The sequence below is a fragment of the Mesorhizobium sp. genome, assembly GCF_017306585.1.
Lineage (GTDB): Bacteria > Pseudomonadota > Alphaproteobacteria > Rhizobiales > Rhizobiaceae > Mesorhizobium.
Window position 1 is genome coordinate 1 of the sequence record NZ_JAFKIC010000260.1, and the last position, 15,430, is coordinate 15,430.

Below are 15,430 nucleotides of genomic sequence, written 5' to 3' on the forward strand. Positions count from 1 at the left end.
ACCAGAAGCAGCAGGCCGCGATGCGAACAGGTGGCAGGCTGGGTCGTCACGTTCTCCGTGATGCCCTTGCAGTGCACGCACTGCATGCGCCGCGCCAGCGAACCGCGATGCTCGGTCTGCATGGAGGTGTGATCGATGCCGGCTTCGAGCGCCACCTGCATGGCCTGGCCGATCAGCCCCTCGGTGCCGCTGAGATAAAGGCGCAGGCCCATATGCGCATTGTTCAGCGTCTGCCTCAGCCTCGGCAGGAGGCTTGCGAAGGACGGCGCCTGATGAAATTGCGCCGGCTTCAGCGCTTCGAGCGCGGCCACATATTGACCGTCAGGTCCGGGAATGAAGACGATTTCGGCGCCGTCGAAAAACCCTGCCGGCGCCTTCTCGGCCATCTCGGATATGGCGAGCGCGCCTTCCGCGTCGGCGATGAACAGATGGTGCCTGCCGGGCTGCGGTGAAAGCGTTCCGTAGATGGGCCGGCTGATGATCGTCTTGGCTGCCATTCCTGCGTCGTGCCTTAAAAACCCTCGGCGCTTAACATGCCTCAACCCTTGGCGGTGCGCTTGGTTTTCTTCGGGTCGTCGAACGGCAAGGGCTGCGCCGTCGCCTTGATCGAGCCGCTCCTGTTGCGGATTTCCAGCTTGGTGTCCTTGACCGCGCAGTCGACGTCGAGGCGGGCGATGCCCATCGATTTCTTGACCAGCGGCGAATACATGGCGCAGGTCACCACGCCGACCTTCTTGCCGTCGCGATAGACCGGCGCGCCCTCGTCGGCCGGTTCCTTGCCGTCGAGCAGAACGCCATAAATCTTGAAGCGCTCCTTGCCCTTCAGGCGGTAGTGCTCCTCGGCGCCGCGAAACCCGGTCTTGCCGGGACTGACTGTGAAGTCGAGGCCGAGTTCCCACAGCGTGTCGCCGGGGCCTTCATTCTCGAACGGATATTTTTGGGAATTGTCATAGGGGTAGAAGAGCAGGTAGCTTTCGACGCGCAGCATATCCAGCGTGGTGAAGCGGCAGGGAATGATGCCGGCGCTCTTGCCCTCGTCGAGGATCCTGTCCCAGATCGTGCCGGCATCCTGGCCACGGCAGAAGATCTCGTAACCGCGCTCGCCGGTGTAGCCGGTGCGCGAGATCATGACCGGGAAGCCGAACAACTGCGTCTGCATATGGTGGAAATAGTTGAGGTCGCGAATGCCGGGCACATGCTTGGCGAGGTAATCGACCGATGTCGGCCCCTGCAACGACAGGTCGTGCAGGTTGTCGTCGAAGCGCAACGACACGTCGCGCCCGACGGAGGCGCGCTGCAACTCCTCATGGCCGGTGCCGGAGCCATGCACGACCATCCAGGAATTCGGCCCGGTGCGATAGAGGATGCAGTCGTCGGTGAATTTTCCCGCTTCGTTCAGCATGCAGGCATAGGCCGACTTGCCTGGATAGATCTTCTCTACGTCGCGGGTCGTGGCGAGATCGATGAGATGCGAGGCGTGCGGGCCGGATATGTGCACCTTCTTGAGACCGGAAACATCCATCAATCCGGCCTTGGTGCGGATGGCGATGTACTCCTCGTCGGCGTCCTTGTCGTAGGTCCAGGCGGTGCCCATGCCGCTCCAGTCTTCGAGCTTCGAGCCCAGCGCGCGATGGCGATCCGCTAGGGTCGAAAATCTCCAGGATGCCGTCATCCGATCGTCCTCCGTCCGATAATCACCGATGTTCCCTGCCCCTTCGCACGATGGCTGGGGCTTTGAACGAATATTGACCGCAAACGCGAGAGAGCCGCAATCCCCTGAAAGCAAATAATTTCATTGTCAGGCAAATTTCATTCCCAAGCCGGGCGGTTAACGCCACGTAAATTCATCTTGACAATATCGAGATTCGGTTGGAATTTATGAAAAAAATTTCACTCTCTTGAAAGAGAGAGGCGCGCGGAAGATTCGGAGCCGGGCGCCGGATAAAGGGGAAAACCGATGTCAGACCTGCAGCAGCGCATCGAGGCGCTGTATCGTTCCGACGTGCGCGGCTCCGCGCTCCTGATCATCTGCCTGTGGGCGACGATCCTCTTCGTTCTCTTCATGACATGGCCTTACATCCCGAATGTCGGGATCAAGGCCGTCGTGGCGGTCGCCGCCGCCGCGGTGCTGATCTTCAACACCGCGGCGATCCTGGCGATGGTCAACCACTACAAGGAAGACAAGGACTTCATCTACGGGCTCGACATCAAGAACGCCGACGCGTTCCGCAACCGCAAGTCCTGAGAGGTAGCAAGCATGTCCCGCTATACGCCGCCGGAGCAGAGCAAGACCGGGCAGATCTTCGATATCGTCGTCGTGGTGGTCGCCATCTTCGTGGCGCTGTGGCTGCCGCTGAAGCTCGGCCTTGCCGGGGCCGCGAAATCCATCGACGCGCTCGACGCCAAGACCTGGGAAGCGCTCGGCCAGAACCCGACCATGGCCGCGATCTGGGAAAAGCTCGGCTACACGCCCGAGACCGCGCATGACGTGATCCAGAACCGTTTCCACTATGTGATCGACTGGCCGACGCTGATCATCATGGCGGTCGTGCTGATCGGCTATTTCGTGTTCCTGTTCCGCGCGTCCGACCGGGAATATCGCGACGTCATCAACGAGAAGTTCGACGACAAGTAATCCGGGAGAACGATGATGTGGATGGCACTCTCTTATGCATGCTGGGGCATCTCGATCGTTCTCGCGCTGTGGATGCTCTACGACTGGTTCAAGGTCGATACAGCCTATTCCGAGGACGTCCTGACCTCGTCGCGCGAAGGCGAGCTTGAAGCCGCTTCCGAACAACACCGGATCTGAGTGGGGATTGAACAATGGCGGCCGCGGCTGAAACGGCAGGTACGACGACAATCCACGGTGACAGGGTCTCGCTGCTACGGGTGCTCGGTCCGGCCCATGTCTGGGCGCTCGGCGTCGGGATCGTGCTCGTCGGCGAATTCACCGGCTGGAATTTCTCCGCCGACAAGGGCGGCACGCTGGCGGCGCTGATCGTCTGCTGGGTCGTCGGACTGCTCTATACATCGGTCGCCATGATCGATTCCGAGGTCACGTCGACCGTTGCCGCCGCTGGCGGACAGTACGCGCAGGCCAAGCATATCGTCGGCCCGCTGATGGCCTTCAACGTCGCGCTGTTCCTGGTCTTTGCCTATACGATGCTGGAGGTGTCCGACGCCATCCTGCTCGGCGACACCATCGTCGCCAAGGCCGGCGTGGACGGGCTGACCCACAATTCCTTCATCGCCGCCACCATCGTGGTGCTGGCCTGGCTCAACTATCGCGGCGTGCTGATGACGCTGAACGTCAACTTCGTCATCACCGCGATCGCCTATGTCTCCATCGTCATCCTGTTCTTCTCGGTCAGCCCCTGGACGCAAGGGGCGGTGCTTAAGCTCAACGAATTGGTGACGCCCGGCAACGCGCTGCCCTATGGCTGGATCGGCGTCATAGCGGCCTTTCAGTTCGGCATCTGGTATTATCTCGGGATCGAAGGCACCACGCAGGCCGCCGAGGAAGTGCGTTCGCCGGCGCGCTCGCTGCCCTACGGCACGATGGCCGGCATGATCACGCTGCTCATCGCGGCAGCGATGACCTGGTACGTCTGTGCCTCGCTGATGCCATGGGAATATCTCGGCATCACGCCCTATCCGCTCTGGGACGCCGGCAAACTGACCGGCAGCCCACTCCTGGAAAACCTGCTGTTCATAGCGACACTGCTCGCGGCACTGGCCTCGGCCAATGGCTGCATCAACGACGCGGCGCGCGCATGGTTCTCGCTCGGCCGCGACCGCTATCTGCCGAGCTGGTTCTCGGCCGTGCATCCGAGATATCGCACGCCCTACCGTTCGATCCTGTTCCTGCTGCCGATCGCGCTCGCCTTCGCCTTCATCGCCGACCTCAACCAGGCGATCACCTTCTCGATCCTGTCGGGTGTGCTGCAATACACCTTCATGAGCATCAACATCATGATGTTCCGCAAGAAGTGGCCGCTGGGCACCATTCGCCGCGGCTACACGCATCCGTTCCATCCGCTGCCGGCGATCGTGCTGTTCTGCCTGTGCGTGGTGACCTTCTTCGCTATCTTCCTCGGCTTCGGCTCGCAGCTGATCGCTATGACCATCTTCTATTTCCTGATCTCGCTCTGGTTCCACTTCTATCGCTATAAATTCGTACGGCGCGGCGACCAGTTCACCATGCCGTGGCCGAAACCGCAGGGCTATTGATGGAGTAGGCCCGTCCAGAGACCGGGCGGGCCTGACATGACAGAATGTCCGAACTGACATCAGCACTGCTTGCCGGAGCGATTGCCCTGGCTGTCATTCTTCACCTCGCGTGGCTGGCGCGCCGCAGCCGCAAAAGGGGTGCGAGCGCGCTCGCCGCGGACGAGGCCAGCATCCGCTCCATCATCGCCGACGCAGAAAATGTCTCGGACGGCACTGCCGGCGTCATCACCTGGGAAGGCAGCTGGAACGGGCGGCAGGTTCAGTTGCGCACCATCGTCGACACGCTGGCGACGCGAAAACTGCCGGCGCGCTGGCTCAGCGTTTCAGTGATGGAGAAGGTCGCCGTGCCGGCCACATTCGACATGATGATGCGGCCGGGCTCGCCGACGACATTTTCCAATTTCGACCACCTCGAGCATACGCTGCCCAAGGCGCCCGGCTTTCCCCTTGAGGCGGTGCTGCGGACCGACCGCAGGGGCACGCGCTTTCCGCAAGGCATTATTGCCGACCATCTGGAGCCCTTTTCGGACGGGCGGGCCAAGGAATTGCTGATCACGCCCAAGGGTGTACGCATCGTCTGGCTGCTCGCCGAGGCCGAACGGGCACGCTACGGCGTGTTCCGGCAGGCGGCATTCGGAAGCGGCACGATCGATCCGGCGCTGATTACGCGGCTGCTCACATCCCTTTGCGACCTTCGGGACGCCATCAACCGGAATGAACGGCAGGCCGCATGACCAATTCGACCACCTCACCCGCGCCGGTTAGCCCCTATTTCGTTCTGGGGGCGGCAATCGTGCTGCCCGGCAGCGGCCACGTCATGCTGGGCATGGCAACGCGCGGCCTGCAGTTTCTCTTCTTCATCGTCATCCTGGCCTGGGTGACGGCTAAGATCGCGCCGCCGGATGCCACCTTCGTCGGCCGTCACGCGGGCGGCTTCCTGATCTATGCGCTGTCGATTCTTGATGCTTACAAGATTGCCCGTATCCGCACCGCCAAATGGGTCCATAATATCAGGCGCGACAGCGAGGTCGCGCAGGGCGGCGTAGGGCCGCATACGTAACCAGAGGAAAAATTTTTTCATACCATTGAATTCGGGGAGTTCATTCGGTACATCATCTCTTAGTCACAAACGCCGGGAGGCTGACATGTGTGGAATCGTTGGACTTTTCCTGAAGGACAAGGCCCTGGAGCCGAAGCTCGGCGCGATGCTTTCGGAGATGCTGGTGTCGCTCAGCGATCGCGGCCCCGACAGCGCGGGCATTGCCATCTATGGCGCGCCGTCCGGCAATGAAGCCAAGATCACCATTCAGTCGCCGAAGCCGGAACGCGACTTCCGCGGCCTGGACGCCGAACTCGCCAAGGCCGTCGGAGCGCCGGTGAGCATCTCCGTGAAGTCGACCCATGCCGTGCTCAGGATCACGCCGGACAAGGTCGACGAGGCACGCGAAGCGCTCCAGTCGCTGCGGCCCGATATCCGCATCATGGGCGCCGGCGAAGCGGTCGAGATCTACAAGGAAGTCGGCCTGCCGGAGGCGGTCGTCGACCGCTTCGACGTGCGCAAGATGACCGGCACGCATGGCATCGGCCATACGCGCATGGCGACGGAATCGGCGGTGACGACGATGGGCGCCCACCCCTTCTCGACCGGCGCCGACCAGTGCCTGGTGCACAATGGCTCGCTGTCCAACCACAACAATGTCCGCCGCGAACTCGTGCGCGAGGGCATGAAGTTCGAGACCGAGAACGATACCGAGGTGGCGGCCGCCTATCTCTCCAACAGGATGGCGCACGGCAAGAATCTTGGCGAAGCGCTAGAAGGCACGCTGTCGGACCTCGACGGCTTCTTCACCTTTGTCGTCGGTACCAAGAACGGCTTTGGCGTGGTGCGCGACCCGATCGCCTGCAAGCCGGCTGTCATGGCCGAGACCGACCAGTATGTCGCCTTCGGCTCGGAATATCGCGCACTCACCAAATTGCCGGGCATAGACAATGCGAGGGTCTGGGAACCGGAGCCGGCAACCGTGTATTTCTGGGAGCATTGAGTTCATGCCGGCAACCTCCAAGGCAACGCGCGAAAGCCATGCGCGCGTTTTCGACCTCGACGTCCAGTCGTTGCGGGAACTCAACCAGGCGCTCCACAAGCTGACACCCGGTTCGAACGAGACGGCATGGGAAGTGCTGAACCCGAAGGGCAACCATTCGGTCGCCGTCGGTGTCGACCAGCCCGTGAGCATCGATGTGCGCGGCAGCGTCGGCTATTACTGCGGCGGCATGAATTCGGGCGGCGCTATCACGGTGCATGGCTCCGCCGGGCCGGGCGTCGGCGAAAACATGATGTCCGGCTCCATCGTCGTGAAGGGCGATGCCAGCCAGTATGCCGGGGCCACCGGCAAGGGCGGACTTCTGGTCATCGAAGGTAACGCGTCGTCGCGCTGCGGCATCTCGATGAAGGGCATCGACATCGTCGTGCACGGCAATATCGGTCACATGTCGGCCTTCATGGCGCAATCCGGCAACCTCGTGGTGCTGGGCGATGCCGGCGATGCGCTCGGCGATTCCATCTACGAGGCGCGGCTGTTCGTGCGCGGCAAGGTCGACAGCCTCGGCGCCGACTGCATCGCCAAGGAGATGCGGCCCGAACATCTTGAATTGCTGCAGGGCCTGCTCGACCGCGCGGGTGTCACCGGCGTCAAGCCGTCGGAGTTCAAGCGCTACGGCTCGGCACGCACACTCTATAATTTCAATATCGACAACGCCGACGCGTATTGAGGCAGCATGACCTATCGCAACCCGCCGACAACGCCGCGCAAATCCGCGACCTTCGACGACTATACGCTCTCCGAAATCCGCCGTGCCGCGGCGACCGGCATCTACGACATCCGTGGCGCCGGCGCCAAGCGCAAGCTGCCGCATTTCGATGATCTCCTGTTCCTCGGCGCCTCGATCTCGCGCTATCCTCTGGAAGGCTACCGCGAGCGCTGCGACACGTCGGTCGTGCTGGGTTCGCGCCATGCCAAGAAGCCGATCGAGCTGAAAATTCCGATCACCGTCGCCGGCATGAGCTTCGGCTCGCTCTCCGGCCCGGCCAAGGAAGCGCTTGGGCGCGGCGCGACGCTGTCGGGCACCTCGACCACGACGGGCGATGGCGGCATGACCGAGGAAGAACGCGGCCATTCCAAGCAGCTCGTCTATCAATATCTGCCGTCGCGCTATGGCATGAACCTGCGCGACCTGCGCCGCGCCGATGCGATCGAAGTCGTCGTCGGCCAGGGCGCCAAGCCGGGTGGCGGCGGCATGCTGCTTGGCCAGAAGATCTCCGACCGCGTCGCCGAGATGCGCACGCTGCCCAAGGGTATCGACCAGCGTTCGGCCTCGCGCCACCCGGACTGGACCGGTCCGGACGATCTCGAGATCAAGATCCTGGAGCTGCGCGAAATCACCGATTGGGAAAAGCCCATCTACGTCAAGGTCGGCGGCGCCCGCCCCTACTACGACACCGCACTGGCGGTGAAGGCCGGCGCCGATGTCGTGGTGGTCGACGGCATGCAGGGCGGCACGGCGGCGACCCAGGAAGTGTTCATCGAGAATGTCGGCCAGCCGACACTCGCCTGCATCAGGCCGGCGGTGCAGGCGCTGCAGGACCTCGGCATGCACCGCAAGGTGCAGCTGATCATCTCCGGCGGCATCCGCAACGGCGCCGATGTCGCAAAGGCGCTCGCGCTCGGCGTCGACGCGGTGTCGATCGGCACGGCGGCGCTGGTCGCGCTCGGCGACAACGATCCCCGCTGGGAAGCGGAGTACAACGAGCTCGGCACGACCGCCGGCGCCTATGACGACTGGCACGAAGGCCGCGACCCGGCCGGCATCACCACGCAGGACCCGGAACTGATGAAGCGGGTCGATCCGATCGCGGCCGGACGGCGACTGGCGAACTATCTCAAGGTGATGACGCTGGAGGCCCAGACCATCGCGCGGGCCTGCGGCAAGAACAGCCTGCATAATCTCGAGCCCGAGGATCTCGTCGCGCTCACCATCGAGGCGGCCGCCATGGCCGGCGTTCCGCTGGCCGGCACCAACTGGATACCGGGGAAGAACGGCTTCTGATGCAAATACATTTCGCCCGGAACCGCGCTGCGCTTTGGGCGAACGACAACGATAAAACAAGGACTTAAAGCGCGTCGCGCGGACCAGTTCAGATGAGACGCGCTTCAGGGGAACATCAAGAATACCAATAAGCGAGGAACTATCTATAATGGGGAACGATCTCGCCGCATTCGCCAAAAAGAACGGCGTCAAATATTTCATGATTTCCTACACTGACCTGTTCAGTGGCCAGCGAGCAAAGCTGGTGCCGGCGCAAGCGATCGCCGACATGCAGAAGGATGGCGCAGGCTTCGCCGGGTTCGCAACGTGGCTCGACCTCACGCCGGCGCATCCCGACATGCTGGCGGTCCCGGACCCTGACTCCGTCATCCAACTGCCGTGGAAGCCCGACGTCGCCTGGGTGGCCGCCAACTGCATCATGGACGACAAGGAGGTCGACCAGGCGCCGCGCAACACGCTGAAACGGCTGATCGCCGAAGCCGCCAGCGACGGCATGCATGTGAAGACCGGCGTCGAGGCCGAGTTCTTCCTGATCACGCCGGACGGCAAGGCGATATCAGATGAATACGATACGGCTTCAAAGCCCTGCTACGACCAGCAGGCGGTAATGCGCCGCTACGACGTCATCGCCGAGATCTGCGACCACATGCTGGCGCTGGGCTGGGGCGCTTACCAGAACGACCATGAAGACGCCAACGGCCAGTTCGAGATGAACTGGGCCTTCGACGACGTGCTGGCGACCGCCGACAAGCACTCCTTCTTCAAATTCATGGTCAAGTCGATCGCCGAGAAGCACGGCCTGCGCGCGACCTTCATGCCGAAGCCCTTCCAGGGCCTGACCGGCAATGGCTGCCACGCCCACATCTCGGTCTGGGACAAATCAGGCAAGACCAATGTCTTCGCCGACAATTCGATGGAACTCGGACTGTCCGCCAAGGGCAAGAATTTCCTTGGCGGCATCATGAAGCATGCTTCCGCGCTGGCCGCGATCACCAACCCGACCGTCAATTCCTACAAGCGCATCAACGCGCCGCGCACGATCTCGGGCGCGACCTGGGCGCCGAACACGGTGACCTGGACCGGCAACAACCGCACCCATATGGTGCGCGTGCCCGGCCCCGGCCGCTTCGAGCTGCGCCTGCCGGATGGCGCCGCCAACCCTTATCTGCTGCAGGCGGTGATCATCGCCGCGGGTCTCGACGGCATCCGCTCCAAGGCCGATCCCGGCAAGCGCTACGACATCGACATGTACCAGCATGGACATACGGTGAAGGGCGCGCCAAAACTGCCGCTCAACCTGCTCGACGCGCTGCGCGAGTTCGACAAGGACAAATCGCTCAAAGCGGCGCTTGGAGAGGAATTCTCGTCGGCTTACCTAAAGCTGAAGCACCAGGAATGGAATTCCTATGCTTCGCACTTCACGCAATGGGAGCGCGACCACACGCTGGATATCTGACCACCAGCGTGACGCGAGCGATCCCGGAATGAAATGATGAAATATTCTATCTTCTCGCTCGCCCGCGCCGCCCTTTCCGGCCACAAGACCTGGCAGCCCACCTGGCGTGACGCAACTCCCAAGGATCGCTACGACGTGGTGATCATCGGCGGCGGCGGCCACGGGCTCGCCACCGCCTGGTTCCTCGCCAGCGAGTTCGGGATCAGGAACGTCGCCGTCCTGGAAAAGGGTTGGATCGGTTCCGGCAATGCCGGCCGCAACACCACCATCATCCGCTCCAATTACGGCCTGCCCGGCAATACCGGCTTCTACGAATTGTCGATGAAGCTGTGGGAACGGATGGAGCAGGACCTCAACTACAATGCGATGGTCAGCCAGCGCGGCGTCTTGAACCTCTACCATTCCGATGCCCAGCGCGACGCCTTCGCCCGGCGCGGCAACACCATGCGCATCAACGGCATCGATGCCGAACTGCTGGACCAGGCCGCGCTCCGCAAGATGCTGCCGTTCCTGAATTTCGACAATGCGCGCTTTCCCGTGCAGGGCGGGCTCTTGCAGCGGCGCGGCGGCACGGCGCGGCATGACGCGGTGGTCTGGGGCTACGCTCATGCGGCGAGCGCGCTCGGCGTCGATATCATCCAGAACTGCGAGGTGACCGGCTTCGTGCGGGATGCCAATGGCAAGGTCACCGGCGTCGAAACCTCGCGCGGCCGGATCGGCGCCGGCAAGGTCGGCATGGCGGTGGCTGGCTCCTCCTCACGCGTCGCGGCGATGGCGGGACTGCGCCTTCCAATCGAAAGCCATGTGCTGCAGGCTTTCGTTTCCGAGGCGATCAAGCCGCTGATCCCAAACGTCATGACCTTCGGCGCCGGGCACTTCTATGTCAGCCAGTCGGACAAGGGCGGGCTCGTCTTCGGCGGCGACATTGACGGCTACAATTCCTACGCCCAGCGCGGCAACCTGCCTGTCATGGAGGACGTCTGCGAGGGCGGCATGGCGTTGATCCCGATGATCGGCCGCGTAAGGCTGCTGCGCCAGTGGGGCGGCATCATGGACATGTCGATGGACGGCTCGCCGATCATCGACAAGAGCCCGGTCGAGGGGCTCTACCTCAATGCCGGCTGGTGTTATGGCGGCTTCAAGGCGACGCCTGGCTCAGGCTTCGTCTTCGCTCATCTGATCGCCCGCGACGAGACGCACAAGGAGGCCGCCCGCTTCCGTCTCGACCGGTTCAGGACAGGTGCGATGATCGATGAAAAGGGCCAGGGCGCCCAACCGAACCTGCATTGAAGGCCCTGCCATGCGGATAGTCTGTCCCTTCTGCGGCGAACGCGAACTGGGCGAGTTCACTTATCTCGGCGACGCCAAGCCGCAACGTCCCACAGCGGATGCAAGCGAGGATGCCGTTTACGACTACGTCTATCTGCGCGACAACGTGGCCGGCGTAATGAGCGAGAACTGGTATCATGGCGGCGGCTGCCGGACCTGGCTGAAGGTTACCCGCAACACGCTGACGCATGAGATTTCGGCCGTAGAGCCGGCGGCGGGCACTGGGGCGCGTCAGGTGGCGAAATGAATTATTCACGCGAGGTCAGCGCTGCCCCTCACCTGCCTGCCGGCATCCTCTCCCCGTATAGGGACGGGGAGAGGGACACTGGCATCAATGATTTCGCCAATCACCAGCGTTGCAAGACCAGCTTCCTTCTCCCCGTCCCTATACGGGGAGAAGGTGCCGGCAGGCGGATGAGGGGCGGCGCCGACCTCCCCGAATTGATAGAAGGCCTGATATCGTGAGCCAATCCCATCGTCTCACTTCCGGCGGCACCATCGACCGCTCAGCCTCGCTGAACTTCCGCTTCGACGGCAAGAGCTTTTCCGGCTTCAAGGGCGACACACTCGCCTCCGCGCTGGTCGCCAACGGCGTCAAGCTGGTCGGACGCTCGTTCAAATATCACCGCCCGCGCGGCATTCTGACCGCGGGTTCGGAGGAGCCCAACGCGCTGGTCGAGCTGCGCAGCGGCGCGCGGCGCGAGCCGAACACCAAGGCGACGACGGCCGAGCTTTATGACGGGCTAGAGGCAGCCAGCCAGAACCGCTGGCCGTCGCTCAACTTCGACGTCATGTCGATCAACCAGCTGTTCGCGCCGATCTTCGTCGCCGGCTTCTACTACAAGACCTTCATGTGGCCGGCGAAGTTCTGGGAGGCGATCTACGAGCCGGCGATCCGTCGCGCCGCTGGCCTTGGCCGCGCCGCCAACATCGCCGACCCCGACCATTACGACAAGGCGTGGGCGCATTGCGATGTGTTGATCGCGGGTTCCGGGCCTGCCGGCCTGGCGGCGGCCCTCGCGGCCGGCCGCAGCGGCGCGCGCGTCATCCTGTGCGAAGAGGATTTCGCGCCGGGCGGCCGCCTGCTCGCCGATGGCGGCACGATCGATGGACTGCCGGCCACCGAATGGCTGTCGCGCACGCTGACCGAACTGGCGGCAATGCCCGACGTGCGCATCATGACGCGCACGACGCTGTTCGGCGTCTATGACGGCGGCACCTATGGCGCCATCGAACGCGTCAATGATCATGTTCCCTCGCCGCCCGAACATGAGGTGCGGCAGCGTCTGTGGCGGATCGTGGCCAAGCGCTGCGTGGTCGCCGCCGGTGCGCTCGAACGGCCGATCGTCTTTGCCGGCAACGACACGCCCGGCGTGATGATGGCGTCCGCCATGCGCACCTACGTCACCCGCTACGCGGCAGCGCCCGCCAGGCGCATCGCGCTGTTCACCAACAACGAGGACGGCTGGCGCACGGTCGAAACGGTGCTCGGCGCCGGACTGCAGGTCGCGGCGGTGATCGACGCGCGTGCGGAGGTCTCCCCCGCGCATCGCTCGCTCGCCAGCAAGGGCGGCTTTCCGGTGCTGCACGGCGCCGTCAGCGGCGTGGATGGCGGCAAGACCGGCGTGCGCAAGATCTCCGTTTCGCTGACCGGCGGCGCCCGCGCCGAGGTCGAGGCCGACGGGCTCGCTATCTCCGGCGGCTGGAACCCGACTGTCGGCCTCACCTCCTACCATCGCGGCCGGCCGAAATGGCGCGACGACATCGCCGCCTTCGTGCCGGATGGCGCGCCTCCCGGCATGATGGCCGCGGGCGCCGCCAATGGCGCCTTCGGCCTCGGTGCGTGCCTGCGCGAAGGTTTTGAAGCCGGCGCCGCCGCCGCGCGTGATGCCGGGCGAAGCGGCAGTGTCGGCTCGATGCCGGTCGCCGACGACGAGGCGTTTGCGCTGACGTCGCTCTGGTACGTCGCCGACAAGGGCAAGGCGTTCGTCGACCAGCAGCACGACGTCACCGCCTCCGATGTCGAACTGGCGCAGCGCGAAGGTTTTCAGTCGGTCGAGCACCTGAAGCGTTACACCACGCTCGGCATGGCGACAGACCAGGGCAAGACCTCGAATGTTACCGGTCTCGCCATGATGGCCGCCGTGAGCGGACGCTCGATCCCCGAGACCGGCACGACGATCTACCGGCCGCCTTACGTGCCCGTCGCCATCGGCGCCTTCGCCGGCCATCATCGCGACGAGGCTTTTCATGCGACGCGGTTGACGCCGTCGCATCATTGGGCGGCCGAACAGGGCGCTGTCTTCGTCGATACCGGCCTGTGGAAGCGCGCGCAGTGGTACCCGCGCGCCGGCGAGAAGGACTGGCTGGAATCGGTGACCCGCGAGGTCAGGGCGGTGCGCGGCGGCGTCGGCTTCTGCGATGTCTCGACACTCGGCAAGATCGACGTTCATGGGCCCGACGCCGGCGCTTTCCTCGATCGTGTCTACATCAACACTTTCTCCAACCTCGCGGTCGGCAAAGCGCGCTACGGGCTGATGCTGCGCGAGGACGGCATCGTCTATGACGACGGCACGACCTCGCGTCTGGCCGAGGACCATTATTTCCTGACCACGACCACGGCCAAAGCCGGGCTGGTGATGCAGCACCTGGAATTCTGCCGCCAGGTTCTGTTCCCGGAACTCGACGTGCAACTGACATCGGTCTCCGACCAGTGGGCGCAGTTCTCCATCGCCGGCCCGAAGACGCGCGATCTGCTGAAGGAGATCGTCGATCCCTCGGAAGACCTGTCGAACGAAGGCTTTCCATTCATGGGCGCGCGCGCGGTCAAGCTGCGCGGCGGCTTCACGGCGCGGCTGTTCCGCATCTCCTTCTCCGGCGAGATGGCGTTCGAGATTTCCGTTCCGGCGCGCCATGGCGAGGCGATGGCGCGCAATCTGATGATCGCGGGCAAGCCGCTCGGCGTGACGCCTTACGGCACCGAGGCGCTCGGCGTGATGCGCATCGAAAAGGGCCACATCGCGGGCCCCGAGCTGAGCGGCACGACGACAGCCGCCGATCTCGGCCTCGGCAAGATGATGTCGACCAAGAAGGATTTCATCGGCCGCGTCATGGCCGGCCGCGAGGCGCTGGTTGCGCCGGATCGCCAGGTGGTGGTCGGCATCAAGCCGACCGACACATCGCGCAGGCTGCGCTCCGGCGCGCACATCATCCCGAAAGGCGAGATTCCCGGACCCGACAACGACCAGGGCTATGTGACCTCGGTCTGCTTCTCGCCGATGCTGGAGCAATGGATCGGGCTCGCGCTTGTCGAGCGCGGCCGCGAGCGTATCGGCGAAATCGTGCACGCGCACGATCCGATCCGCGGCGAAGACTATGATGTCGAGCTCTGCAATCCCGTCTTCTACGATCCGGATGGAGGGCGCCAGCGTGGTTGAATTTTCCTGGGACGTCCGCAGCCCGCTCGATCATGCGCTGGTAACCGGCCACCACGGAGCACAAGCCGACGCCGGAGTGTCGCTTACGGAGATACGCAATTTCGACCTCGTGCAGGTGATGGCGCGGCGCGGCAAGGCGTCCGAGATGGCCGCGGCCGCCAAGGCTCGCTTTGGCGTGGCTGCTCCGGAAAGGCCGAAGGCGGCCGCAACATCGGACGCTACGCTGATCTGGTCGGGACCCGATCAGTTCATGGTTCTGTCAAAGGGCGCCAAGCACACGATCGAGGCGCTTGCGCCTGTTTTCGCCGGTGCGGCCTCGCTGTCGGACCAGTCGCATGCCCGGGTGCTGATCAGCATCTCCGGCGGCAAGGCGCGCGCGATGCTCGCGAAACTGTCGTCAATCGATTTGCATCCGGATGCATTTGCTGTCGGCACGGCGGCGGCAACCTCGATGGATCACACCAGCGTTACGCTCTGGCGTGGTGGGGATCGCGATGGGCAGGCGGTGTTCAACGTTCTGGTGTTTGCAACGTTCGCCGAAAGCCTTTGGCATACGATGCTGGACTCGGCCGCTGAGTATGGCGCCGCTATCGGGCATTCCGAGGAGTTGGCGTAGCAGTTGTGCGCGGCCCTTCCTGCTCCCCCTGTGGGAGAAGGTGGATCGGCGTGATGGCGCCGAGACGGATAAGGGGTGTTCCAGCGAAATGAGACGTCGGCTTTCTCTGGAACACCCCTTGTGTGTTTGGAATCGTGCATAATTGAGGTGCCACGGACCAGGTGGTTGCCTGATCCGTGGCGGCGGTCGAGAGCCCGTCGCCCCTCAGGTGCCGATACCGTGGATGAGCTGGGGCCCGACCGTCTTCTTTTGTGA

General features: G+C 63.6%; 16 protein-coding genes. 14 read left to right on the plus strand and 2 right to left on the minus strand.

The window, feature by feature from the left end; all coding sequences use genetic code 11:
• Together J0I79_RS30775 and J0I79_RS30780 are read right to left on the minus strand one after the other, a co-directional pair.
• Nucleotides 1-497, minus strand: a 497-nt coding sequence (locus J0I79_RS30775) for a dimethylamine monooxygenase subunit DmmA family protein (RefSeq protein ID WP_292868478.1), incomplete at its 3' end; no start/stop codon positions are given.
• Between the two features lie 41 nt (nucleotides 498-538).
• Nucleotides 539-1,672 (minus strand): aminomethyltransferase family protein, encoded by a 1,134-nt coding sequence (locus J0I79_RS30780; RefSeq protein ID WP_292868481.1) that lies wholly within the window; start codon nucleotides 1,670-1,672, stop codon nucleotides 539-541.
• A 285-nt stretch (nucleotides 1,673-1,957) separates the two neighbouring features.
• On the opposite strand from J0I79_RS30780, the gene J0I79_RS30785 reads away from it, so the two are divergent.
• The 14 genes from J0I79_RS30785 to J0I79_RS30850 all read left to right on the plus strand — a co-directional run bounded on the left by J0I79_RS30785 (nucleotide 1,958) and on the right by J0I79_RS30850 (nucleotide 15,175).
• Nucleotides 1,958-2,245: a hypothetical protein gene (locus J0I79_RS30785; RefSeq protein ID WP_292868483.1), complete on the plus strand. Its 288-nt coding sequence runs from the start codon at nucleotides 1,958-1,960 to the stop codon at nucleotides 2,243-2,245.
• A 12-nt stretch (nucleotides 2,246-2,257) separates the two neighbouring features.
• Entirely contained in the window at nucleotides 2,258-2,635 is a 378-nt protein-coding gene (locus J0I79_RS30790; protein ID WP_292868486.1) for a hypothetical protein, read from the plus strand.
• A 21-nt stretch (nucleotides 2,636-2,656) separates the two neighbouring features.
• On the plus strand, nucleotides 2,657-2,812 hold the full coding sequence (locus J0I79_RS30795; protein WP_292868519.1) for a hypothetical protein: 156 nt from the start codon (nucleotides 2,657-2,659) through the stop codon (nucleotides 2,810-2,812).
• Between the two features lie 14 nt (nucleotides 2,813-2,826).
• Nucleotides 2,827-4,233, plus strand: coding sequence for an amino acid permease (locus tag J0I79_RS30800; protein WP_292868488.1), 1,407 nt, complete (start codon nucleotides 2,827-2,829; stop codon nucleotides 4,231-4,233).
• 44 nt (nucleotides 4,234-4,277) lie between these two features.
• Nucleotides 4,278-4,967 (plus strand): hypothetical protein, encoded by a 690-nt coding sequence (locus tag J0I79_RS30805; protein ID WP_292868490.1) that lies wholly within the window; start codon nucleotides 4,278-4,280, stop codon nucleotides 4,965-4,967.
• The gene (locus J0I79_RS30810; RefSeq protein WP_292868493.1) at nucleotides 4,964-5,293 is read left to right on the plus strand and encodes a hypothetical protein; all 330 of its coding nucleotides are present in this window, start codon (nucleotides 4,964-4,966) and stop codon (nucleotides 5,291-5,293) included. Before J0I79_RS30805 ends, J0I79_RS30810 begins: the two co-directional genes overlap by 4 nt.
• 85 nt (nucleotides 5,294-5,378) lie before the next feature.
• Nucleotides 5,379-6,275 carry a glutamine amidotransferase family protein gene (locus J0I79_RS30815; protein WP_292868496.1) on the plus strand — a complete coding sequence of 299 codons (897 nt, stop codon included), beginning with the start codon at nucleotides 5,379-5,381 and terminating at the stop codon, nucleotides 6,273-6,275.
• A gap of 4 nt (nucleotides 6,276-6,279) precedes the next feature.
• Entirely contained in the window at nucleotides 6,280-7,002 is a 723-nt protein-coding gene (locus J0I79_RS30820; RefSeq protein ID WP_292868499.1) for a GXGXG domain-containing protein, read from the plus strand.
• Between the two features lie 6 nt (nucleotides 7,003-7,008).
• Nucleotides 7,009-8,337, plus strand: a complete 1,329-nt coding sequence (locus tag J0I79_RS30825; RefSeq protein WP_292868502.1) for an FMN-binding glutamate synthase family protein — start codon at nucleotides 7,009-7,011, stop codon at nucleotides 8,335-8,337.
• A 148-nt stretch (nucleotides 8,338-8,485) separates the two neighbouring features.
• Nucleotides 8,486-9,793: a type III glutamate--ammonia ligase gene (gene glnT, locus J0I79_RS30830; RefSeq protein WP_137934135.1), complete on the plus strand. Its 1,308-nt coding sequence runs from the start codon at nucleotides 8,486-8,488 to the stop codon at nucleotides 9,791-9,793.
• A 36-nt stretch (nucleotides 9,794-9,829) separates the two neighbouring features.
• Complete coding sequence (locus tag J0I79_RS30835) at nucleotides 9,830-11,083, plus strand: sarcosine oxidase subunit beta family protein (protein ID WP_292868507.1); 1,254 nt, start codon at nucleotides 9,830-9,832, stop codon at nucleotides 11,081-11,083.
• Between the two features lie 10 nt (nucleotides 11,084-11,093).
• Entirely contained in the window at nucleotides 11,094-11,369 is a 276-nt protein-coding gene (locus J0I79_RS30840) for a sarcosine oxidase subunit delta (protein WP_292868510.1), read from the plus strand.
• A gap of 211 nt (nucleotides 11,370-11,580) precedes the next feature.
• Nucleotides 11,581-14,559: a sarcosine oxidase subunit alpha gene (locus J0I79_RS30845; protein ID WP_292868516.1), complete on the plus strand. Its 2,979-nt coding sequence runs from the start codon at nucleotides 11,581-11,583 to the stop codon at nucleotides 14,557-14,559.
• Nucleotides 14,552-15,175, plus strand: a complete 624-nt coding sequence (locus J0I79_RS30850; protein WP_292868513.1) for a sarcosine oxidase subunit gamma family protein — start codon at nucleotides 14,552-14,554, stop codon at nucleotides 15,173-15,175. Before J0I79_RS30845 ends, J0I79_RS30850 begins: the two co-directional genes overlap by 8 nt.
• The last annotated feature ends 255 nt before the right edge of the window (nucleotides 15,176-15,430 follow it).

Coding starts and splice junctions, on each gene's coding strand:
- J0I79_RS30780 (WP_292868481.1), bottom strand. CDS start 1,672: ATGACGGCATCCTGGAGATTTTCGACCCTAGCGGATCGCCATCGCGCG.
- J0I79_RS30785 (WP_292868483.1), top strand. CDS start 1,958: ATGTCAGACCTGCAGCAGCGCATCGAGGCGCTGTATCGTTCCGACGTG.
- J0I79_RS30790 (WP_292868486.1), top strand. CDS start 2,258: ATGTCCCGCTATACGCCGCCGGAGCAGAGCAAGACCGGGCAGATCTTC.
- J0I79_RS30795 (WP_292868519.1), top strand. CDS start 2,657: ATGGCACTCTCTTATGCATGCTGGGGCATCTCGATCGTTCTCGCGCTG.
- J0I79_RS30800 (WP_292868488.1), top strand. CDS start 2,827: ATGGCGGCCGCGGCTGAAACGGCAGGTACGACGACAATCCACGGTGAC.
- J0I79_RS30805 (WP_292868490.1), top strand. CDS start 4,278: ATGTCCGAACTGACATCAGCACTGCTTGCCGGAGCGATTGCCCTGGCT.
- J0I79_RS30810 (WP_292868493.1), top strand. CDS start 4,964: ATGACCAATTCGACCACCTCACCCGCGCCGGTTAGCCCCTATTTCGTT.
- J0I79_RS30815 (WP_292868496.1), top strand. CDS start 5,379: ATGTGTGGAATCGTTGGACTTTTCCTGAAGGACAAGGCCCTGGAGCCG.
- J0I79_RS30820 (WP_292868499.1), top strand. CDS start 6,280: ATGCCGGCAACCTCCAAGGCAACGCGCGAAAGCCATGCGCGCGTTTTC.
- J0I79_RS30825 (WP_292868502.1), top strand. CDS start 7,009: ATGACCTATCGCAACCCGCCGACAACGCCGCGCAAATCCGCGACCTTC.
- glnT (WP_137934135.1), top strand. CDS start 8,486: ATGGGGAACGATCTCGCCGCATTCGCCAAAAAGAACGGCGTCAAATAT.
- J0I79_RS30835 (WP_292868507.1), top strand. CDS start 9,830: ATGAAATATTCTATCTTCTCGCTCGCCCGCGCCGCCCTTTCCGGCCAC.
- J0I79_RS30840 (WP_292868510.1), top strand. CDS start 11,094: ATGCGGATAGTCTGTCCCTTCTGCGGCGAACGCGAACTGGGCGAGTTC.